The organism is Kocuria sp. KH4, from assembly GCF_053711175.1.
This window is the reverse complement of record NZ_JBSJYX010000025.1, coordinates 47,510-68,156: the sequence shown is the minus strand read 5'-3', so window position 1 is coordinate 68,156 and position 20,647 is coordinate 47,510. Positions and strand designations below refer to the sequence as shown.

Sequence of the window (20,647 nt, the reverse complement as noted above, 5' to 3'; positions counted from 1 at the left end):
CCCCCCGGGCCCCTGCGCCGCATCCGCGGCCGTGCCGCATCGGCGTCCTCGGCGCGGCCGGCGCCGCGATCGCGCCGAGGACGGGAGAGCTAGGCGAACTCCGGGAACCGCATCATGCCCTCCTGGGCGGTGGTGGCCACGAGCCGGCCGTCCCGGGTGAACATCCGTCCCACGCCCAGCCCGCGCGCCGAGGAGGCGTTGGGGGAGGACTGCACGTAGAGGAGCCACTCGTCGGCGCGGGCCTCGCGGTGCCACCACATGGCGTGGTCCAGGGAGGCGATGTTCATGCCGGGCTCGATCCAGGTCTTCCCGTGCAGCCGCAGGATCGGCTCGAGCAGGGTGTAGTCGCTGGCGTAGGCCAGGGCCGCGCGGTGCACGTCCGGGTCGTCGGGCAGCGGCTTGAGCGTCTTGATCCACACCGCGTTGAACGGCTCGCCGCGGGAGTCCGGCTGGAAGTAGATGGGCTCGGTGATGTAGCGCATGTCGAAGGGCCGTTCGTAGGCGATGGCCTGCGCCTCCGGGGCGTCGATGTGGCCCAGCAGCTCGACGGCGCTGGGCAGCGACTCGGGGTCGGGGAGGTGGCGCGGCGACTCGTCCTGGTGGTCCAGCCCCGGGGCGGGGACCTGGAAGGAGGCGATGGCGGAGAGGATGGCGCGGCCGTCCTGGTACGCGTGCACCCGGCGGGCGGAGAACGAGCGGCCGTCGCGGATCCGTTCCACCCCGAAGGTGATGGGCTGCGACACGTCCCCGGCGCGCAGGAAGTAGGCGTGCAGGGAGTGGATGATCCGTTCCGGCTCCACCGTGCGCATGGCGGCGGTGGCGGCCTGGGCCAGGACCTGCCCGCCGTAGACCCGGCCGCGGGCGGGGGAGGCGGAGTGGCCCACGTAGATGTCCTCGAGGGTGCGGGCGCCGCCGCCGTCGGCGAGGTCCAGCATGTCGAGCAGGGCCTGCGTGGGGTCCGGGATGGGGCTGTAGGTCATGGGCCTCACTCTAGCCAAGGCCCTCGCTCCGTCCCGCCGCGGACCGGGGCGCGCCCCGGCGGTGCGCTGCCGTGGTGGGCCTCCGGCGGGCGCCGGGTGTGATGGGATGGGAGCATGTCTTCCCTGCTGATCCCCATCCAGATGCGCTTCGGCGACATCGACAGCTACGGTCACGTCAACAACGTCACCATGCTGCAGTACCTGGAGGACGCCCGCGTCCGGCTCATGTCCCGCGCGCTGCCTGCGGACGCCGCGGCGGGGATCCCGGAAGGCGCCTCGTTCCGGTCCCTGCTGGGGGAGCGGCAGACCGTGATCGGGCGCCAGGAGATCGAGTACACGGAGCAGCTGCTGTACCGGCCGGAGCCGGTGTTCGTGCGGGTGGGGGTCTCCTCCGTGGGCGGGTCCAGCTTCGTGCTGGACTACGCCGTGCAGGAGGAGGACGGCTCACGCGTCTACGCCGTGGCGCAGACCGCCGTCGTGCAGATCGACCGGGGCACCGGGCGGCCGGTCCGCCTGGACGGCACGCAGCGGGGGCTGCTCGAGCAGTGGGTGGACGCCCCCACCCGGTTCGCCCGCCGGCCGGCTCCCGCCGGGGCCCGAGCCCGATGAGCCGTTCCCTGCCGCTGACCGACCCGCGCGACGTCGCGGACCTGCGGACCTTCCTGACCCGCGCCCGCGGGGTCGACCCGCAGGGCGCGGTGCGCTTCCAGGCGCGCGGGCGCGCCGTGGGCGCCTACGTGTGCGTGCTGGAGCCCCACGGCCTGCTGGACCGCACGCCCACGGTGCTGGGGCTGCGCACCGCCGCCCTGGCCCGCGCGCACGAGCTGGACGTCACGGTCCCGCTCGGCGGGGTGCTCGACCGGATGCCCCGGCAGGACCAGGAGCAGGCCGAGGTGGGGCTGCCGCCGGTGGACGCCGCCGTCTCCTGGGCGGGCATCGCCCCGCCGCTGAGCGGGTGGACGCCGGTGGGCGCGGTGGCCGGTGACGCCCTGCGCGAGACGGCCCGGGCCGGGATCGCCGAGGTCGCCCGGACGGTGCCCACGGACGCGGGCGCCGCCGTCGTGGACACCGTGCGCTCGCAGGTCTGGGGCCGCTCGTCGGGCTGGGCCGACGCCCTCGGCGGGCGCCTGGGCGGCGCCCCGGTGCCGGACGGGGCGGCGTTCGCGGCGTACTCGCTGGGCTTCCTCCGCCCCGGCGCGGAGGTCGCCGTGGCCGAGAACGGCCGCTGGGTGCGCCTGAGCACCCCCGGCGGCCACGTGCTCACCAAGCGCTGAACCGCCGGGGCGGGCCCGGGCTCAGCCCTGGCGGTTGATCATGGCGTGGGCGGCGCGGTCGAAGTAGTCCCAGATGATCCCGTCGTGCAGCGGCGAGAGCTGCAGGGTGTCCAGGGCCGCGCGCATGTGCTTCAGCCACGTCTCCCGGGCCCACACGTCCACGGGGAACGGCATGTGCCGCATCCGCAGCCGCGGGTGCCCCCGCTGCTCGGAGTAGGTGGTGGGCCCGCCCCAGTACTGCTCGAGGAACATCCGCAGCCGCTCCTCGGCGGGGCCGAGGTCGTCCTCCGGGTACAGCGCCCGGAACCGCTCGTCCTCGGCCACCCGGGCGTAGAACTCGTGCACGAGCCGCACGAACGTCTCGTGCCCGCCGACCTGCTCGTAGAACGACGCCGACGTGCCCGCCTCCGCCTCCTGCCGGTCGTCCCCGACCTGCGGCACGGGCCGGCGCAGCTGGGACAGCGGCGCCCCCACCGCGAAGGACCGGGACCCGGGCGGGGCCGCGGCCGCGGGGTCCGTGCGCGGGACGCCGCCGGGCTCACGACCGGGTGCACGTCCGGGCTCGGGGACCGCCCCGGGGGCCGGCCCGCGCGGCGTCTGCTCGTCGCTCATGCCCGCGCCACCTCGAACCGGGCGTCCACGGCCTGGCCGCGCACCGCACGGGCGGTGGCGTCGCGCTGCTCGAGCACCAGCCGGCGCAGCCCGTGCAGGTCCTCGGGCAGGTCCGCGAGGAACGCGTCCGTGGCGTCGACGGTCCGCTGCGCGGGGATGTTCGGGTACATCCCCACGGCGATCTGCTGGGCGAGCTCGTGGGTGCGGGTGCGCCAAAGCTCGGGGATCGCCGCGAAGTACCGCTCCGCGTAGGGCTCGAGCAGGGCCGGGTCGGCGGCCGTGCGGAACCCGTCGATCGCCGCCTCCTGGATGGAGTTGGGCAGCGAGCCCTCGACCATGATCTGCGCCCACGCCCGGGCCTTGGCCTCGGCCGTGGGGACCGCGGCGCGGGCGCGGGCCGCGGCGATGGCGCCGTTCTCGGTGTTGTCCTCGGCGAGCATCGTGTCCACCGCCTCCTCGCCCAGGCGCCCGCCGGCGCACAGGGCGGTGAGCACGGCCCAGCGCAGGTCGGTGTCCAGGGCCAGGCCCGCCAGGGACCGGCGCCCGTCGAGCAGCTGCTCGAGGACGTCGAGCTGGGCGGTGGTGCGGGCGTGCCGGGCGAAGGCCTTGAGGAACTGCAGCTGCTGGTCCGACCCGGCCCCGGCCTCCTCGGTGAGCCGCCACAGCCGGTCGGCGGCGTCGTGCTGCACGGCCTCGCGCACCGGTTCGGCCACGTAGCCCTCCAGCACCGTCTCCAGCTGGCGCAGCTGCACCTGGATGCCGGTGGAGTCCGTCTCGTGGGCGATGTTGCCCAGCACGAGCTCCACGTAGCGGCGGGCCGGGGTCTCCCCGTCGTGCACGCCGTCCCACACGGACGCCTGGACGAGCGCCCGGGGCAGGGTCCGCTCGAAGTTCTTCAGGTGCGTGAGCGCGGTGTCCAGGGAGCACTCGTCGAGGCGGATCTTCGCGTAGGCGAGGTCGTCGTCGTTGAGCAGCACCAGGTCCGGCAGCTCCCGGCCGACCAGGTCGGGCACCTCGGTGACGGGCCCGTCGACGTCGAGCTCCACCCGGTGGGTGCGCACGAGCTTGCCCTGCTCGCCGTCGTGGTCGTAGAACCCGACCGCCAGCCGGTGCGGGCGGAGCGTGGGGTGCTCCTCGGGGGCGGTCTGCTCGATCCGGAAGGAGCGGATCACCCCGTCCTCGTCGGTCTCGAGCACCGGGGTGAGGGTGTTCACCCCGGCGGTCTCGAGCCACTTGGCCGACCACTGCTCGAGATCGCGGCCGCTGGCCTCCTCGAGCCGCACCATGAGGTCCCGCAGCTCGGTGTTGCCCCACGCGTGCTCCCGGAAGTACCGGTTCAGCCCGGCCATGAACTGCTCCTGGCCCACCCACGCGACCAGCTGCTTGAGCACCGAGGCGCCCTTGGCGTAGGTGATGCCGTCGAAGTTGACCAACACGTCCTCGAGGTCGCGGATCTCGGCCTTGATGGGGTGCGTGGTGGGCAGCTGGTCCTGCTCGTAGCCCCAGGACTTCTCCCCGGCGGCGAAGGTCGTCCACGCGTCCGTGTAGCGGGTGTTCTCCGCCGCGGCGAGGGTGGACATGAACTCCGCGAAGGACTCGTTGAGCCACAGGTCGTTCCACCAGCGCATGGTCACGAAGTCCCCGAACCACATGTGGGCCAGCTCGTGCAGGATCGTGATCGCCCGCCGCTCCACGCGCGCCTGCGTGGGCCGGGAGCGGAACACGTAGAGCTCCACGAAGGTCACCGCTCCGGCGTTCTCCATGGCCCCGGCGTTGAACTGCGGGACGAAGAGCTGGTCGTACTTCTCGAAGGGGTAGGGCATCCCGAACTGCGCCTCGAAGAACTCGAAGCCCCGCTTGGTGATGCCGAACATCTCCTCCGCCTCGACGTGCTCCATGAGCGAGCGCCGGGCGTACAGCCCCAGCGGCACCGTGCGCCCGTCGGCGCTGACGAGCTCGTCGTGCACGGAGGCGTAGGGGCCGGCGATGAGGGCCGTGACGTAGCAGGGCACCACGGGGGTGGGGGAGAAGGACCACGTGGCGGTGCCCGGGCCGGCCGGCACGGGCTCCGGGGTGGGCTGGGTGGAGACCACCGTCCAGTGCGCGGGGGCCGTGACCGTGAACGCGAAGCGCGCCTTGAGGTCCGGCTGCTCGAACACGGCGAACATCCGGCGGGTGTCCGCCACCTCGAACTGGGTGTAGAGGTAGACCTCGTCGTCGACCGGGTCCACGAACCGGTGCAGGCCCTCGCCGGTGTTCATGTAGCGGCAGTCCGCCGCGACCGTCAGGACGTTCTCGTCCTGCAGGCCCGGCAGCTGGATCCGCACCCCGTCGGAGACCTCCGCGGGGTCGAGCGCCCTGCCGTTGAGCACCACGGAGTGCACCGTGTCGGTGATCGCGTCGATGAACGTCGAGGCGCCCGGGACGGCGCGGAAGCGCACGGTGGTCGTCGAGCGGAAGAGGCGCTCGCCGCGGGTGAGGTCCAGGACCACCTCGTAGGCGTCCACGGCGACGGTCTCGGCCCGCGTGGCCGCCTCCTGGCGGGTCAGGTTGGTTCCGGGCACTTCGGTGCCGTCCTCTCGTCGGGGGCAGGGGGCGCCCACGGCCGGCGGGCCGCAGGGATTCCGTCCATTATGTCAGCCGGGTCACCCGCCCCGCGGAAGGACGTCCCGGGGCCCGCCCGGCGCGCCAGCCACTACGCTGGTGGGCGGCTGGTCCGCGCCCGCGGCCCCCGCCACGATCCCGCCCCGTTCCCGCGAACCCCAGGAGCACCCCGCCCATGCGCGTCCACATCGCCACCGACCACGCCGGACTGGACCTCTCCCGCTACCTGGTCGAGGAGCTCGTCGCCGCCGGCTACGACCTCGTCGACCACGGGCCCGCCGACTACGACGCCCTCGACGACTACCCCGCGTTCTGCATCAGCGCCGCGCGCGCCGTGCGCGAGGACCGGGAGGCGGGCCTGGACTCCCTGGGCATCGTCCTGGGCGGGTCCGGCAACGGGGAGCAGATCGCCGCGAACAAGGTCCCCGGGATCCGCGCCGCCCTCGCCTGGAACCTGGACACCGCCCGGCTGGCCCGCCAGCACAACGACGCCCAGGTCGTGGCCGTCGGCGGGCGCCAGCACCCCCGGGAGGAGGCCCTGGCGATCGTCCGGGCGTTCCTCGCGGAGCCCTTCTCCGGCGACGAGCGCCACGTGCGGCGGATCGGCCAGATCGCCGAGTACGAGGCCGCGGGCACCGTGGCGGGCCGGCTCGAGCAGCTGCGCCCGCGGGAGTTCCCCGCCGCCCCGGAGGCCTGAGTGCCGGAGGGGCACTCGATCCACCGCCTCGCCCGTCAGTTCGCCGACTGCTTCGTGGGCCAGGCCCTGGCCGTGAGCTCCCCGCAGGGCCGATTCGCGCCGGGGGCCGCGGCCCTCGACGGCGCCGTCCTGGAGGGCGCGCGCGCCCACGGCAAGCAGCTGTTCCTCGACTTCACAGGGGACCGGGTGCTGCGCTCGCACCTGGGCCTGTACGGGGCGTGGAGCTTCGGCGGCACCGAGCGGTTCCGCGGGGCCTCCTCCATCGGGGCGCCGCGGCGGATCGGCGAGCGGGAGGCGCCCGACGACGACGCCGCCCCCGCCGGTCCGCTGCTGCCGCCGGCGCCCGTGGGGGCGGTGCGCGTGCGGCTGGTCGGGGACGAGGGCTGGGCCGATCTGCGCGGGCCGACGCTGTGCGTGCTGGAGAGCTCCGCCGAGGCCGAGGCGGCCCGGGCGCGGCTGGGCCCGGACCCGCTCGACCCGCACGCGGACCCCGCGCCCTTCGTGGCCGCCGTGCGGCGCAGCCGCCGCCCGGTGGGCGCGCTGCTCATGGACCAGGCCGTCGTGGCCGGGGTGGGCAACATCTTCCGGGCGGAGTCCCTGTTCCGCCGGGGACTGGACCCGATGACGCCGGGGCGCGCCCTCGGCGAGCCGGCGCTGCTGGAGCTGTGGGCGGAGAACGCGGCCCTCATGCGCACGGGCGTGCGGCTGGGCCGGATCCTGACGACCGACGCCGCGGACCGCCCGGGGGTCCCGGAGGCGCAGGCGTGGCCCGGGCACGCCCACCTCGTCTACAAGCGCCAGGGCCTGCCGTGCCGCCGGTGCGGGACGGCCGTGGCGGCGGGGGAGCTGGAGGGGCGCACGCTCTACTGGTGCCCCACCTGCCAGCGCTGACCGCGAGGGGCCCCGCGGACCTGGCCGCCCCGGAGAAGCTCGGCCTCCGCGCCGCCGGGACGCACTGCCGCACCTACGGGCACGCCCCGACGGCCATGCTCGCCGTCCTGCAGGAGCACGGGCTGCGTCGCGGGAACGACGAACGCCCCGGTCCAGCAGGACCGGGGCGTTCGGGCACGGGGAGGGGATGACGGGAATCGAACCCGCGTAATCAGTTTGGAAGACTGAGGCTCTACCATTGAGCTACATCCCCGGAGCCCGCTCGTCGCGGGCCTCTCCATTAACCGGCCCGGCGCGTGCGGTGTCAAATCCCCGCCCGGCCTCCCGTGCGCCGGTCCGGGCCGGGGGAGCCCCTCGGGGACCGGCCGCGGACGGCTGCGGCGGGCCGAGGTGCGGGCCCGTCCGCCCAGCCGGTAGACTCGCCGGTGGTCCGTGCCCGAGCACCGGACCGCAGTCGTTGCAGCCGAGGCTGCAGGTACCGGGGCGTAGCGTAGTGGCTAGCGCGCCTGCTTTGGGAGCAGGAGATCGCAGGTTCGAGTCCTGTCGCCCCGACGTTGGAGCGGCTGCCCGGCCCACCGGGCAGCCGCCTTTCCGACTGTCCCGGGCCGGTGCACGGCCCCAGAACACCCACCCGACCTACCACTCAGGAGTGCAGCGGAAGTGAAGAGCGCCGTCGAGAAACTCAACCCGACCCAGGTCAAGATCGTCGTGGACGTCCCGTTCGCGGAACTCAAGCCGTTCCTCGACGAGACCTACAAGTCGCTCGGGAACCAGATCCAGGTCCCCGGCTTCCGCCGCGGCAAGGTCCCGGCGCGGCTGATCGAGCAGCGCGTGGGCTTCGACTTCGTCGTCGAGAACGCGCTCAACGAGGGCCTGAACACCTTCTTCCAGCAGGCCCTGGCCGAGAACGGGATCACCCCCCTGACCCAGCCGCAGGTCGAGGTCGTCGCCAAGCCGGACGAGACGAACCGTGAGGCCGACACCAAGGTCGAGATCGACGTGGCCGTGCGCCCCGAGATCGAGCTGCCCGACTACAAGGGCCTCGAGGTCGAGGTGGACGCCCGCGAGGCCTCCGCCGAGGACGAGCAGAAGGCCCTCGACGAGCTGCGCGGGCGCTTCGGCACCCTCAAGACCGTGGACCGCCCGGCCGCCGAGGGCGACTTCGTCACCCTCGACCTGCAGGCCCTGGTCGACGGCGAGGAGGTCGACGCCGCCAACGACCTGTCCTACCAGGTGGGCGCCGGCACCATGCTCGAGGGCATGGACGAGGCCATCACCGGCCTGTCCGCCGGGGAGGACGCCACCTTCGAGACGAAGCTCGCCGGCGGCGAGCACAGCGGCGAGGACGCGACCGTCAAGGTCGCGGTCACCGCCGTCAAGGAGCGCGAGCTGCCCGAGGCCGACGACGAGTTCGCCCAGCTGGCCTCCGAGTTCGACACCATCGAGGAGCTCAAGGAGGACCTGAAGAAGCAGGCCGCCGAGGGCACCGTCGTCGAGCAGGGCATCGAGGCCCGCGACAAGGTCCTGGAGAAGCTGCTCTCGCTGGTGGAGATCCCCGTGCCGCAGGCCGTGATCGACGAGCAGATCGCCCAGCACTTCGACAACCCGCAGGCCGAGGCCGACCACGACTCCCCGGAGCACCGGGACGAGGTCCGCAAGAACGCCGAGGACGCCTTCCGCAACGAGGTCGTGCTGGACGCGGTCGCCGAGGCCGAGGAGATCGGCGTGGAGCAGTCCGAGCTGATCGACTACATCGTCAACATGTCCCAGCAGTACGGCATGGACCCGAACCAGTTCGCGCAGCTGCTGGACTCCTCCGGCCAGGCCGGGCTGATGGTGGGCGAGGTGCGCCGCCGCAAGGCCCTGGCCAAGGTCCTGGAGTACGCCACGGTCACCGACACCGAGGGCAACGCGGTGGACCTCACCGAGTTCGTCCGCCCGCAGGGCGAGGAGCAGGCTTCCGAGGAGACCGAGGAGGTCGTCCCCGAGGAGACCACCGCCGCCCCGACCCCCGGTGCCGACGAGGAGTCGGCGGACTCGCCCGAGTCCCCGGAGTCGGCCGAGTCGGCGGACTCCGCGGACTCCGCCAAGTGAGGTCCTGAGCCCCGCACCGGAGGCGCCGCCGTTCCCCGGGAACGGCGGCGCCTCCGTCGTCGGCGGGTCCGTCGCGGCGACCATGCGCCATCAGCGAACAACCCCGGCGCCGGCCCGTCCCGGCCCGGGGCGGGCACTAGTGTTTCCCTCAGATCACCGGACCACACGGACGAAAGAGGCACTGTTCCATGACCTCCGCTCACGAGTCGCCGTTCGGCTCGACCCACGCAACCTCCACCGGCCCGCGTCTGCAGGGCGGCGCCCCCATGGGCGGCCAGGACGACTACGTCTACAACCGGCTGCTCAAGGAGCGCATCATCTGGCTGGGCTCCGAGGTGCGCGACGACAACGCCAACCTCATCTGCTCCCAGATGCTGCTGCTCTCGGCCGAGGACCCGCAGGCCGACATCTTCCTGTACATCAACTCCCCGGGCGGCTCCGTCACCGCGGGCATGGCAATCTACGACACCATGCAGCTGATCCCGAACGACGTGGTGACCGTGGCCACCGGCCTGGCGGCCTCGATGGGCCAGTTCCTGCTCTCCTCCGGCACCAAGGGCAAGCGCTACGCGACCCCCAACGCCCGGATCCTGATGCACCAGCCCTCCGGCGGCATGGGCGGCACCGCCTCCGACATCCGGGTGCAGGCCGAGCTCATCCTCTCGATGAAGCAGCGTCTGGCGGAGCTCACCGCCGAGCAGACCGGCCAGACCCTGGAGACCATCCTGCGCGACAACGACCGGGACAACTGGTTCGACGCCCAGCGCGCCCTGGACTACGGCTTCTTCGACCGCATCGCCAGCTCGGCCGGGGCCATGACCGGCGGCGGCGGGACCATGAAGGACCAGGAGTAGGACCTCGGCGGTCCCGCCCCCACGACCCGGCAAGCACTCCAGACTCTCGAGGATCTCAACGATGACCTACACCTACGGACCTTCGTCCACGGCCGGTTCCGCGGCCGCCCTGCCCACCAGCCGCTACGTGCTCCCCGACTTCGAGGAGCGCACCCCCTACGGGTACCGCCGGCAGAACCCCTACACCAAGCTGTTCGAGGACCGGATCATCTTCCTGGGCGTGCAGGTCGACGACGCCTCGGCCGACGACGTCATGGCCCAGCTGCTGGTGCTCGAGGCGCAGGACGCCGACCGGGACATCACCATGTACATCAACTCCCCGGGCGGGTCGTTCACCGCGATGACCGCGATCTACGACACCATGCAGTTCATCCGCCCGGAGATCCAGACCGTGTGCCTGGGGCAGGCGGCCTCCGCGGCCGCCGTGCTGCTGGCCGGCGGCACCCCGGGCAAGCGCCTGGCGCTGCCCAACGCCCGCGTGCTGATCCACCAGCCGGCGATGTCCGGCCAGGGCGGCGGGCAGGCCTCCGACATCGAGATCCAGGCCAACGAGATCATGCGGATGCGCGAGTGGCTCGAGGAGACCCTGGCCCTGCACTCCGGCAAGACCGCCGAGGAGGTCAACCGCGACATCGAGCGCGACAAGATCCTCACCGCGGCCGCCGCCAAGGAGTACGGGATCGTGGACCACGTCCTGGAGTCCCGCAAGATCCACAAGCCCGCCACCGTCACCGTCTGACCCGCGGCACCCGTCCCGCCGCAGCCCCGGTGCACCGCGACCCTCACCGGTCGCGGCGCACCGGGGCGTCCCGGTGTTGGGGCGGACCCCGGTCCTCGCCTATCCTGGACGAGGATTCCCGTACCCGACCAGAGGACTGATTCATGGCGCGCATCGGCGAGACCGCGGATCTGCTCAAGTGCTCCTTCTGCGGCAAGAGCCAGAAGCAGGTCCGCAAGCTCATCGCGGGCCCACGCGTCTACATCTGCGACGAGTGCATCGAGCTGTGCAACGAGATCATCGAGGAGGAGCTCAGCGAGGTCAAGGACCTCGAGCAGCAGGAGCTCCCCACGCCCCACGAGATCTACCAGCACCTGCACCAGTACGTGATCGGGCAGGAGACCGCCAAGCGGGCGCTGTCCGTGGCGGTGTACAACCACTACAAGCGGGTCCGCGCCGGGGAGAACGGCAAGCCCCTGTCCCTGGCCACCGCGGCCGGCGACGAGGACGTGGAGATCGCCAAGTCCAACATCCTGCTCGTCGGTCCCACCGGCTCCGGCAAGACCTACCTGGCGCAGTCGCTGGCCCGCCGGCTCGACGTCCCCTTCGCGGTCGCCGACGCCACCTCCCTGACCGAGGCCGGCTACGTGGGCGAGGACGTGGAGAACATCCTGCTCAAGCTCATCCAGGCCGCGGACTACGACGTCAAGCGGGCCGAGACGGGCATCATCTACATCGACGAGATCGACAAGATCTCCCGCAAGTCCGAGAACCCCTCCATCACCCGCGACGTCTCCGGGGAGGGCGTGCAGCAGGCGCTGCTGAAGATCCTCGAGGGCACCGTGGCCTCCGTGCCGCCGCAGGGCGGGCGCAAGCACCCCCAGCAGGAGTTCATCCAGATCGACACCACGAACGTGCTGTTCATCGTGGCCGGCGCCTTCGCCGGCCTGGAGGACATCGTGGACTCCCGGGCCGGGCACACCAGCATCGGCTTCGGCGCCGCGCTGCGGGAGAGCGGCCCGCGCCGGGACGTGATGGCCGACGTCATGCCCGAGGACCTGCTGAAGTTCGGCCTCATCCCGGAGCTCATCGGCCGGCTGCCCGTCGTGACGACCCTGCGGGAGCTCACCGTCGCCGACCTCACCCGGATCCTCACCGAGCCGCGCAACGCCCTGGTGAAGCAGTACCGCAAGATGTTCCAGCTCGACGGCGTCGAGCTGACATTCGACCCGGAGGCCCTCACGGCCGTCGCCGAGCTCGCGATCCAGCGGGGCACCGGCGCCCGCGGGCTGCGCGCCATCCTCGAGGACGTCCTGCAGCCGGTGATGTTCGAGCTGCCCAGCCGGGACGACATCGCCGCGGTGCTCGTCACCGCGGAGGCCGTGGCCAAGGAGGCCGAGCCGGAGGTCATCACGCACGAGATGATCCGCGAGGAGCAGAACCGGAACAAAACCGCCTGAGCCGTGGCTTGTACTGCGTGAGGCGCCCGCCGGTCCCGGCGGGCGCACCCGCGAGGAGAGGAAGCTGATGACGGACAAGGTCGATTTCTGGTTCGATCCCCTGTGCCCCTGGGCCTGGATGACCTCCCGCTGGATGGAGGAGGTGCAGTCCCGCCGCGACGTCGAGGTCACGTGGCGGATCATCTCGCTCGGGATCCTCAACGAGGACAACGCGGACAACCACCACCACGGCAGCGACGAGTCGATGTGGCTGGTGCGCGTGGTCGAGGCCGCGGCCAGCGCCCACGGCGACGAGCAGCGCAAGAAGCTCTACGACGCGATGGGCACCCGCCGCCACCCCGGCGGCATGGAGGACCTGGAGCAGATCATCGCCGAGTCCCTCGCGGAGGTCGGGCTGCCGGCCGAGCTCGCGGCGGCCAAGGACTCCACGGAGCACGACGACGCCCTGCGGGCCTCCACGGAGGCCGCCCAGGCGGTGGCCGGCCGTGACATCGGCACCCCCTGCATCGCCGTCAACGGCACCGGGTTCTTCGGCCCCGTCTTCACCCCCGCGCCGAAGGGCGAGGAGGCCGCGCGGATCTGGGACGCCGCCCTGACCCTGGCCTCCTACCCGGGGTTCTACGAGCTCAAGCGCGGGCGGGAGCAGGGCCCCGACTTCTCCTGACCGACCGTTCCCAGGTGCCTCGCACCGGGCACGAGGACGCCCCCCGCGGCCGGCCGCGGGGGGCGTCCTCGTGCCCGGGGAACCGCCGGCTACCGCGCCGGCTCCTCGGCGGGGGCCAGCTCGACGTCGCGCACGCCGAGGCCCTCGTCCCCGGCCACGAGGGTCAGCGCCGCGGCGTTGCCGGCGGCCCGCAGGTCGTCCAGGCCCGCCTCGAGCCGGGCCACGTCCTCGGCGGAGGCGCTGATGGTGGCCGAGCGCACGGCGGTGCGCTGCTTGACCTTGGCCTCGGACTTGGCCTTGCGCAGCCCGGACAGCGCCTCGCCCAGGGTGGTGAGGATCTCCGGGTCGGCCCCCTCCACGGCCGCGGCGAAGGCGTCGGCCGCCGGCCACGCCGCCCGGTGCACGGACCCGGTGCGCCACCAGGACCACACCTCCTCCGTGGCGAAGGGCAGCACCGGGGCGAACAGCCGCAGCAGGGCGTCGAGGGTGGTGGCGAGCGCGGCGTGCACAGAGGCCTGCGCCGCCTCCCCGCGGGCCCCGTAGGCCCGGTCCTTGACGAGCTCCACGTAGTCGTCGGTGAACGTCCAGAAGAACTGCTCGGTCAGCTGCAGCGCCCGGGCGTACTCGTAGTCCGCGAAGGCCTGGGTGGCGCGCTCCACGACCGTGCGCAGCTGCTCGAGCAGCGCCCGGTCCAGGGGCTCGGTCAGCACCTCGGCGGAGGCCCCGGCGCCGAGCACGGACGCCTCCGTGACGCCCTGGGCGAGGACGAACTTCGAGGCGTTGAGCAGCTTGATCGCCAGCCGGCGGCCGATCTTCATCTGCCCCTCGTCGTAGGCGGTGTCCGCGCCCAGGCGGGCCGAGGCGGCCCAGTAGCGCACCGCGTCGGCGCCGTACTTCTCGAGCACCTCGGTGGGGACCACCACGTTGCCCTTGGACTTGGACATCTTCTTGCGGTCCGGGTCGAGGATCCACCCGGAGAGCGCGGTGTCGGTCCACGGCACCGTGCCGGCCAGCGACTGCGAGCGCACGACCGTGGAGAACAGCCAGGTGCGGATGATGTCGTGGCCCTGCGGCCGCAGGTCCATCGGGAAGGTGTTGGCGTGCAGCTGCTCGTCGAACCCCCAGCCGGTGGCGATCTGCGGGGTCAGCGAGGACGTGGCCCAGGTGTCGAGCACGTCGGGATCGCCGGTGAAGCCGTGCGGCCGGTCCCGCTGGGACTCGTCGAAGCCGGGGGCCGGCTCGGCGGCCGGGTCCACCGGCAGCTGGTCGTGGGCGGGCAGGACGGGGGCGTCGTAGTCCGGGTTGCCGTCGCCGTCGAGGCGGTACCAGACCGGGAAGGGCACCCCGAAGAAGCGCTGGCGGGAGATCAGCCAGTCGCCGTTGAGGCCCTCGATCCAGTTCTCGTACCGGGAGCGCATGAACGCGGGGTGCCAGTCCATCTCCCGGCCCCGCGCGAGCAGCGCCTCGCGGCGCTCGGCGTCGCGGCCGCCGTTGCGGATGTACCACTGGCGGGAGGTGACGACCTCCAGGGGCTTGTCGCCCTTCTCGTAGAAGTTCACCGGGTGCACGACCCTCTGCGGCTCGCCCACCAGGTCCCCGGACTCCCGCAGCATCTCCACGACGGCCTGCTGGGCGGAGAACGCCGTCAGCCCGGCCACCCGGGCGTAGCGCTCGGCCGGGGCGCCGGCGGCGATCCACTCGGGGGTCTCGCTCGCGAAGCGGCCGTCGCGGCCGACCAGCGCGCGGGTCGGCAGCTCCAGCTCCCGCCACCACGTGACGTCGGTGAGGTCGCCGAAGGTGCAGATCATCGCGATCCCGGAGCCCTTGTCCGGCTTGGCCAGCGGGTGCGCCCGGACCTCGACCTCGACGTCGAACAGCGGGGAGCGCACCGTGGTGCCGAACAGCGGCTGGTAGCGCTCGTCGTCCGGGTGGGCCACGAGGGCCACGCACGCGGGGAGCAGCTCGGGGCGGGTCGTCTCGATGTGCACGGCCCCGCCGTCGGGGCGGTGGAAGGCCACCCGGTGGTAGAAGCCCTCCCGCTCGCGGTCCTCCAGCTCGGCCTGGGCCACGGCGGTGCGGAAGGTGACGTCCCACAGGGTGGGGGCCTCGGCCAGGTAGGCGTTGCCGGCGGCCAGGTCCTCGAGGAAGGCGCGCTGGGAGACCGCCCGGGAGTGGGCGTCGATGGTGCGGTAGGTGCGGGTCCAGTCCACGGACAGGCCCAGGGTGGAGAACAGGTGCTCGAAGACCTTCTCGTCCTCGACGGCCAGCTCCTCGCAGAGCTCGATGAAGTTCCGGCGCGAGACCACGTCCCAGTCGCGCTGGTTCCGCGCGGGCTTCTCCGGCGGGCGGTAGCCCTCCACGTAGGGCCGGGTGGGGTCGCAGCGCACGCCGTAGTAGTTCTGCACCCGCCGCTCGGTGGGCAGGCCGTTGTCGTCCCAGCCCAGCGGGTAGAACACGTTCTTGCCGCGCATCCGCTGGTAGCGGGCGATCACGTCGGTCTGCGTGTAGGAGAACATGTGGCCGACGTGGAGGGAGCCGGAGGCGGTCGGCGGGGGAGTGTCGATCGAGTAGACCTGCTCGCGGGTCGTGTCCTCGTCGAACGCGAAGGTGCCCTCCTCGCGCCACTTCCGCGAGTACGTCTGCTCCAGCCCCTCCAGGGCGGGCCTGTCGGGAACGGTCACGGTCGTCGGTGCGGGCGTGTCTGTGCCCTGCGTGTTGTCAGCCATGCCGACCAGTCTCTCACGAGGCCGGGTCCGGCCCGGGGCGGCCCCGGCCTCGGCACCGGCCCGCGCGTGGGTTAAGCTGGGGGCAGTCATCACGGCGTCGATCCGGCCATCACCGGGGAGCCTTCGGAAGAACAGGACCGTCCCGCCGCGGGAGGGCCCCCAGTAGAACCGAACGGGTAAGCCCGTCACAGCAGTCAACGAGCGGCGGCCCGCGCCTCCTCCGGGGGAGCGGACCGCAAGCGAGGTGGTACCGCGTTGCGCCCCGGGTGACCGGCCGGCAGCGTCCTTGCTCCCTGACCCGCACCAGCAGCACCGACGTCAGAACGAGGATGGACCCCGTGCCCGACCAGCCCGTCTACCCCAAGGCGACCACCGACCCCGCCGCCCGCGGCGTGCCCGCCGCCCCCGCGTTCCCGGCCGTGGAGGAGCGGGTCCTCGCCTACTGGGCGCAGGACCGCACCTTCCAGGCCAGCGTGGACCAGCGCGACCCCGGCCGGGACGGCTCCAACGAGTTCGTCTTCTACGACGGCCCGCCCTTCGCCAACGGGCTGCCCCACTACGGGCACCTGCTCACCGGCTACGTCAAGGACCTCGTGGCCCGCTACCAGACCCAGCAGGGCCGCCGGGTGGAGCGCCGCTTCGGCTGGGACACCCACGGGCTGCCCGCCGAGCTGGAGGCCATGAAGCAGCTGGGCATGGCGGACAAGCAGGAGATCGAGCGGATGGGCGTCGCGGCGTTCAACGACGCCTGCCGGTCCTCCGTGATGAAGTACGCCGCCGAGTGGCAGGACTACGTGACCCGCCAGGCGCGCTGGGTCGACTTCGACAACGACTACAAGACCCTCAACCCCGAGTACATGGAGTCCGTGATCGCGGCGTTCAAGGCGCTCGACGACAAGGGCCTCGTCTACTCCGGCTACCGCGTGCTGCCCTACTGCTGGAAGGACGAGACGCCGCTGTCCAACCACGAGCTGCGGATGGACGACGACGTCTACCAGGACCGCCAGGACCAGACCGTCACCGTCACCTTCCCCGTGCTCGACGACGCCTCCTGGGCGGTCCGGCCGGAGCTGGCCGCGGAGCTGGCCGGGGTGGAGGCCCTCGCCTGGACCACCACGCCCTGGACGCTGCCGACCAACCAGGCGATCGCCGTGGGCCCGGAGATCGTCTACGCGGTGGTCCCCGGGGCCGGGGAGCTCGCGGGGCGCCGCTTCCTGATCGCCGAGGACCTGCTGGGCGCCTACGCCGGGGACCTGGGCTGGGGCGAGGCGGAGGACCCCGCCGCCGCGGCGGCGGCCGCCGTGACCGCCCGCCACCGCGGGGCCGACCTCGAGGGGCTGCGCTACCGGCGGCTGTGGGACTACTACGCCGACGCCGAGCGCTTCGGCACGGGCACGTCCTGGCAGTTCGTCGTGGCCGACTACGTCACCACGACCGACGGCACGGGACTGGTCCACCAGGCCCCGGCCTACGGCGAGGACGACCAGAACGTCTGCGCCCGCTACGACATCCCCGTGGTGCTCTCCCTCGACGAATCCGGGGTCTTCCACCAGACCTTCGCCGACGAGCGGCTCGCCCCGGGCGCGCCGCTGGCCGGAATCGCCGGGCGCAACGTCTTCGACAAGGAGGTGGCGCGCACGGTGGTCCGGGACCTCAGGTCCCAGGGCCGGCTGGTGCGGCAGGCCACCTACGAGCACCCCTACCCGCACTGCTGGCGCTGCCGGAACCCGCTGATCTACCGGGCCGTGTCCTCCTGGTTCGTGGAGGTCACCCGGCTCAAGGACCGGATGGTCGAGCTCAACCAGCAGATCAACTGGATCCCGGACAACGTCAAGGACGGCCAGTTCGGCAAGTGGCTGGAGAACGCCCGGGACTGGTCGATCTCCCGCAACCGGTACTGGGGCTCGCCCATCCCGGTCTGGGAGTCCGACGACCCCGAGCACCCGCGCCGCGACGTCTACGGCTCCCTCGCCGAGCTGGAGGCCGACTTCGGCCGGGTGCCCCGCAACGACCGCGGCGAGGTGGACCTGCACCGGCCGTGGATCGACGAGCTGACCCGCCCCAACCCGGACGACCCCACGGGCCGCTCCACGATGCGGCGCGTGCCCGAGGTCCTGGACGTCTGGTTCGACTCCGGCTCCATGCCCTACGCCCAGGTGCACTACCCGATGGAGAACCGGGAGTGGTTCGAGACCCACAACCCGGGCGACTTCATCGTGGAGTACATCGGCCAGACCCGCGGCTGGTTCTACACCCTGCACATCCTGGCCACGGCCCTGTTCGACCGGCCCGCGTTCCGCAACGTGATCAGCCACGGCATCGTGCTCGGCTCGGACGGGCAGAAGATGTCCAAGTCCCTGCGCAACTACCCGGACGTCAACGAGGTCCTGGACCGGGACGGCGCCGACGCCATGCGCTGGTTCCTGATGTCCAGCCCGATCCTGCGCGGCGGCAACCTGGTCGTCACCGAGCAGGGCATCCGCGACGGGGTGCGGCAGATGATGCTGCCGCTGTGGAACGTCTACCACTTCTTCGGCCTCTACACGAACGCCGCCGACGGCGGCGCCGGGTACCAGGCGCGCACCCGCCACGAGTCCGGCAACGTCATGGACCGCTTCGTGCTGGCGGCCACCGGCCGGCTCGTCACCGACGTCCGGGAGGCCCTCGACCGCTACGACGTCTCCGGGGCCGCCGAGCACCTGCGCGCCTACATGGACACCCTCACCAACTGGTACGTGCGCCGCTCCCGGGACCGGTTCTTCGACGAGGACACCGTCGCCTTCGACGTCCTGTACACCTGCCTGGAGGCCGTCTGCCGGGTGGCCGCCCCGCTGCTGCCGCTGGTCACCGAGGAGATCTGGCGCGGGCTCATCGGCGGGCGCTCCGTGCACCTGACCGACTGGCCGGACGCGTCGCTGTTCCCGGCCGAGACCGACCTGGTGCAGCGGATGGAGACCACCCGCGGCATCTGCTCGGCCGGCTCCGCCCTGCGCAAGGCCCACAAGCTGCGCGTGCGCCAGCCGCTGGCCGGGATGACCGTCGTCGTCCCCGGCGGCGACGCGCTCGCGGGCACCTTCGAGCACATCGTCGCCGACGAGCTCAACCTGAAGTCGGTGACCCTGCTCGACGCGGCGCAGGCCTCCCCGGAGCAGTTCGGCATCTCCCAGCAGCTGAAGGTCAACGCCCGGGCGGCGGGCCCGCGTCTGGGCAAGGGCGTGCAGACGGTGATCAGGGCGGCCAAGGCCGGGGACTGGTCCGCGGCCGAGGACGGCGCCGTGACCGCCGGCGGGGTCGCGCTGCACGAGGGCGAGTACGAGCTGGAGACGGTCGTGGCCGAGGACGCCGCGGCCGGCTCCCGCGCCGTGACCGTGCTGCCCGGCGGCGGCTTCCTGGTCCTGGACACCGAGCTCACCCCCGAGCTCGAGGCCGAGGGCACCGCCCGGGACATGGTGCGCGCCGTCCAGCAGGCCCGCAAGGACGCCGATCTGAAGGTCTCCGACCGGATCCGCGCCGTGGTCACCGCCGACGAGCGCACGGTCGCCGCCCTGGAGGCCCACCGGGCGCTCGTGGCCGGGGAGACGCTGGCCACCGAGCTCGAGCTGCGGGTGGGCGAGCCCTCCGTGGAGGTCGCCGTGCTCGGCGCGCCCACCAGCCCGGCCACCACCGGCGCCGGGACGGTGCAGGCGTGAGCGCCCCGTTCGCGGAGGCCGGGGACGCCTCGACCGTCGAGGAGGTCTACGCCCGGCTGCTGGAGCGCGCCCCCGAGAACCGGATGGCCCCCCGCCTGGACGCCATGCGCCGGGTCATGGAGGTGCTCGGCGAGCCCCAGCGCGCCGCCCCGGTCATCCACCTGACCGGCACCAACGGCAAGACCTCGACCGCCCGGATGATCGAGGCCCTGCTGCTGGCCCACGACCTGCGCGTGGGCCGCTACACGAGCCCGCACCTGGCCCGGGTCACCGAGCGGATCAGCGTGGACGGGCAGCCCGTCGACGACGACACGTTCGTGCGGGTCTACGGCGAGATCGCCCCGTACCTGGGGTTCGTCGACGCCGAGCTGGCCGAGCGCGGCGAGCCGCGGCTCAGCTACTTCGAGACGGTCACCGCGCTTGGCTTCGCCGTGTTCGCCGACGCGCCGGTGGACGTGGTGGTGCTCGAGGTCGGCATCGGCGGCTCCTGGGACGCCACGAACGTGGCCGACGCCGCGGTCTCCGTGGTCACCCCGATCGACCTGGACCACACCGACATGCTCGGCGACACGCTGGGGGAGATCGCCACGGAGAAGTCCGGGATCCTCAAGCCCCACGGGTTCCTGGTCTCCGCCCCGCAGGCCCCGGAGGCCGCCGAGGTGCTCCTGGCCCGGGCCCGCGAGCTGGGGATCCCGTTCCGCTTCGGCGGTGTCGAGTTCGGCGTGGAGTCCCGCGCCACGGCCGTCGGCGGGCAGGTGCTGTCCCTGCAGGGCCTGGCCGGACGCTACCCCGAGGTGCTGCTGCCGCTGTTCGGCGTGCACCAGGCGGAGAACGCCGCCACCGCGGTGGCGGCCGTGGAGGCGTTCCTGGGCGGTGGGGAGAAGGAGCTCAACCCCGAGCTGGTGCGCGCCGGTCTGGGCGCTGTGGAGTCCCCGGGGCGCCTGGAGCTGGCCCGGAAGGCCCCGCCGGTGCTCCTCGACGCGGCGCACAACCCGCACGGGCTCACGGCCGCGGCCGCCGCCCTGAAGGAGGCCTTCACGTTCGGCAAGCTCAACCTGGTCGTGGGCGTGCTCCACGAGAAGGACGCCGAGGCGATGCTGCGGGTGCTGCTGGACGAGTACGAGGAGTTCCACACGGAGTTCTGGTTCACCCGCTCCTCCTCGCCGCGGGCCGTCGACCCGCAGGAGCTCGCGGAGCTGGCCGTGGACCTCGGCTTCCCCGAGGACGTGGTGCACGCCGTGGGCACGCTCGACGACGCCGTGGCCGAGGCCGTTCAGGACGCGGCCGGCCGCCCCGAGTTCGACGGCGCCGTGCTCGTCACCGGCTCGATCACGGTGGTCGGCGAGGCCCGGACCCTGCTGGGCCTGTGACCGTGCCTCGCGCC

15 protein-coding genes and 2 tRNA genes are annotated in these 20,647 nt (G+C 72.8%); 12 read left to right on the top strand and 5 right to left on the bottom strand.

Annotated elements, in window-relative coordinates; genetic code table 11:
- Nucleotides 1-89: 89 nt before the first annotated feature.
- Nucleotides 90-980 (bottom strand): acyl-CoA thioesterase, encoded by an 891-nt coding sequence (locus ACWCOM_RS15715; protein WP_454549683.1) that lies wholly within the window; start codon nucleotides 978-980, stop codon nucleotides 90-92.
- Between the two features lie 114 nt (nucleotides 981-1,094).
- Between ACWCOM_RS15715 and ACWCOM_RS15710 the strand changes: the two genes are divergently transcribed.
- The gene (locus ACWCOM_RS15710; protein WP_454549682.1) at nucleotides 1,095-1,589 is read left to right on the top strand and encodes an acyl-CoA thioesterase; all 495 of its coding nucleotides are present in this window, start codon (nucleotides 1,095-1,097) and stop codon (nucleotides 1,587-1,589) included.
- The gene (locus ACWCOM_RS15705; RefSeq protein WP_454549681.1) at nucleotides 1,586-2,254 is read left to right on the top strand and encodes a hypothetical protein; all 669 of its coding nucleotides are present in this window, start codon (nucleotides 1,586-1,588) and stop codon (nucleotides 2,252-2,254) included. The genes ACWCOM_RS15710 and ACWCOM_RS15705 overlap by 4 nt, the downstream gene beginning before the upstream one ends.
- Nucleotides 2,255-2,275: 21 nt before the next feature.
- Here ACWCOM_RS15705 and ACWCOM_RS15700 read toward each other — a convergent pair whose 3' ends face one another.
- Together ACWCOM_RS15700 and pepN are read right to left on the bottom strand one after the other, a co-directional pair.
- Complete coding sequence (locus ACWCOM_RS15700) at nucleotides 2,276-2,695, bottom strand: globin (RefSeq protein ID WP_454549689.1); 420 nt, start codon at nucleotides 2,693-2,695, stop codon at nucleotides 2,276-2,278.
- A 167-nt stretch (nucleotides 2,696-2,862) separates the two neighbouring features.
- Entirely contained in the window at nucleotides 2,863-5,430 is a 2,568-nt protein-coding gene (pepN, locus tag ACWCOM_RS15695) for an aminopeptidase N (protein WP_454549680.1), read from the bottom strand.
- Between the two features lie 215 nt (nucleotides 5,431-5,645).
- Between pepN and ACWCOM_RS15690 the strand changes: the two genes are divergently transcribed.
- Together ACWCOM_RS15690 and ACWCOM_RS15685 are read left to right on the top strand one after the other, a co-directional pair.
- On the top strand, nucleotides 5,646-6,167 hold the full coding sequence (locus tag ACWCOM_RS15690) for a ribose-5-phosphate isomerase (RefSeq protein ID WP_454549679.1): 522 nt from the start codon (nucleotides 5,646-5,648) through the stop codon (nucleotides 6,165-6,167).
- Complete coding sequence (locus ACWCOM_RS15685; protein WP_454549678.1) at nucleotides 6,168-7,058, top strand: Fpg/Nei family DNA glycosylase; 891 nt, start codon at nucleotides 6,168-6,170, stop codon at nucleotides 7,056-7,058. It abuts the gene before it with no gap.
- Between the two features lie 182 nt (nucleotides 7,059-7,240).
- Here the strand turns inward: ACWCOM_RS15685 and ACWCOM_RS15680 are convergent.
- Nucleotides 7,241-7,311 (bottom strand) — tRNA-Gly (locus ACWCOM_RS15680).
- A 226-nt stretch (nucleotides 7,312-7,537) separates the two neighbouring features.
- Here ACWCOM_RS15680 and ACWCOM_RS15675 point away from each other — a divergent pair.
- From ACWCOM_RS15675 to ACWCOM_RS15650, 6 genes are all read left to right on the top strand, one after another.
- Nucleotides 7,538-7,610 (top strand) — tRNA-Pro (locus ACWCOM_RS15675).
- Nucleotides 7,611-7,718: 108 nt separating this feature from the next.
- Nucleotides 7,719-9,152, top strand: a complete 1,434-nt coding sequence (tig, locus tag ACWCOM_RS15670) for a trigger factor (protein ID WP_454549677.1) — start codon at nucleotides 7,719-7,721, stop codon at nucleotides 9,150-9,152.
- 188 nt (nucleotides 9,153-9,340) lie between these two features.
- Nucleotides 9,341-10,006, top strand: coding sequence for an ATP-dependent Clp protease proteolytic subunit (locus ACWCOM_RS15665; protein ID WP_454549676.1), 666 nt, complete (start codon nucleotides 9,341-9,343; stop codon nucleotides 10,004-10,006).
- Nucleotides 10,007-10,067: 61 nt separating this feature from the next.
- Nucleotides 10,068-10,745, top strand: coding sequence for an ATP-dependent Clp protease proteolytic subunit (locus ACWCOM_RS15660; RefSeq protein WP_062734533.1), 678 nt, complete (start codon nucleotides 10,068-10,070; stop codon nucleotides 10,743-10,745).
- 143 nt (nucleotides 10,746-10,888) lie between these two features.
- On the top strand, nucleotides 10,889-12,184 hold the full coding sequence (clpX, locus tag ACWCOM_RS15655) for an ATP-dependent Clp protease ATP-binding subunit ClpX (protein ID WP_454549675.1): 1,296 nt from the start codon (nucleotides 10,889-10,891) through the stop codon (nucleotides 12,182-12,184).
- 67 nt (nucleotides 12,185-12,251) lie between these two features.
- Nucleotides 12,252-12,848, top strand: a complete 597-nt coding sequence (locus ACWCOM_RS15650; RefSeq protein WP_454549674.1) for a mycothiol-dependent nitroreductase Rv2466c family protein — start codon at nucleotides 12,252-12,254, stop codon at nucleotides 12,846-12,848.
- 89 nt (nucleotides 12,849-12,937) lie between these two features.
- Here the strand turns inward: ACWCOM_RS15650 and valS are convergent, their stop codons facing one another.
- The gene (valS, locus tag ACWCOM_RS15645; RefSeq protein WP_454549673.1) at nucleotides 12,938-15,574 is read right to left on the bottom strand and encodes a valine--tRNA ligase; all 2,637 of its coding nucleotides are present in this window, start codon (nucleotides 15,572-15,574) and stop codon (nucleotides 12,938-12,940) included.
- Between the two features lie 338 nt (nucleotides 15,575-15,912).
- On the opposite strand from valS, the gene ileS reads away from it, so the two are divergent.
- Together ileS and ACWCOM_RS15635 are read left to right on the top strand one after the other, a co-directional pair.
- Entirely contained in the window at nucleotides 15,913-19,263 is a 3,351-nt protein-coding gene (ileS, locus tag ACWCOM_RS15640; protein WP_454549672.1) for an isoleucine--tRNA ligase, read from the top strand.
- Complete coding sequence (locus tag ACWCOM_RS15635) at nucleotides 19,260-20,633, top strand: bifunctional folylpolyglutamate synthase/dihydrofolate synthase (protein ID WP_454549671.1); 1,374 nt, start codon at nucleotides 19,260-19,262, stop codon at nucleotides 20,631-20,633. Before ileS ends, ACWCOM_RS15635 begins: the two co-directional genes overlap by 4 nt.
- Nucleotides 20,634-20,647: the final 14 nt, after the last annotated feature.

Excerpts from the sequence above, each read along its gene's own strand:
- ACWCOM_RS15650 (WP_454549674.1), top strand. The coding sequence starts at position 12,252 with ATGACGGACAAGGTCGATTTCTGGTTCGATCCCCTGTGCCCCTGGGCC.
- ACWCOM_RS15715 (WP_454549683.1), bottom strand. The coding sequence starts at position 980 with ATGACCTACAGCCCCATCCCGGACCCCACGCAGGCCCTGCTCGACATG.
- ACWCOM_RS15705 (WP_454549681.1), top strand. The coding sequence starts at position 1,586 with ATGAGCCGTTCCCTGCCGCTGACCGACCCGCGCGACGTCGCGGACCTG.
- valS (WP_454549673.1), bottom strand. The coding sequence starts at position 15,574 with ATGGCTGACAACACGCAGGGCACAGACACGCCCGCACCGACGACCGTG.
- ACWCOM_RS15690 (WP_454549679.1), top strand. The coding sequence starts at position 5,646 with ATGCGCGTCCACATCGCCACCGACCACGCCGGACTGGACCTCTCCCGC.
- ACWCOM_RS15710 (WP_454549682.1), top strand. The coding sequence starts at position 1,095 with ATGTCTTCCCTGCTGATCCCCATCCAGATGCGCTTCGGCGACATCGAC.
- clpX (WP_454549675.1), top strand. The coding sequence starts at position 10,889 with ATGGCGCGCATCGGCGAGACCGCGGATCTGCTCAAGTGCTCCTTCTGC.
- ACWCOM_RS15660 (WP_062734533.1), top strand. The coding sequence starts at position 10,068 with ATGACCTACACCTACGGACCTTCGTCCACGGCCGGTTCCGCGGCCGCC.
- ACWCOM_RS15665 (WP_454549676.1), top strand. The coding sequence starts at position 9,341 with ATGACCTCCGCTCACGAGTCGCCGTTCGGCTCGACCCACGCAACCTCC.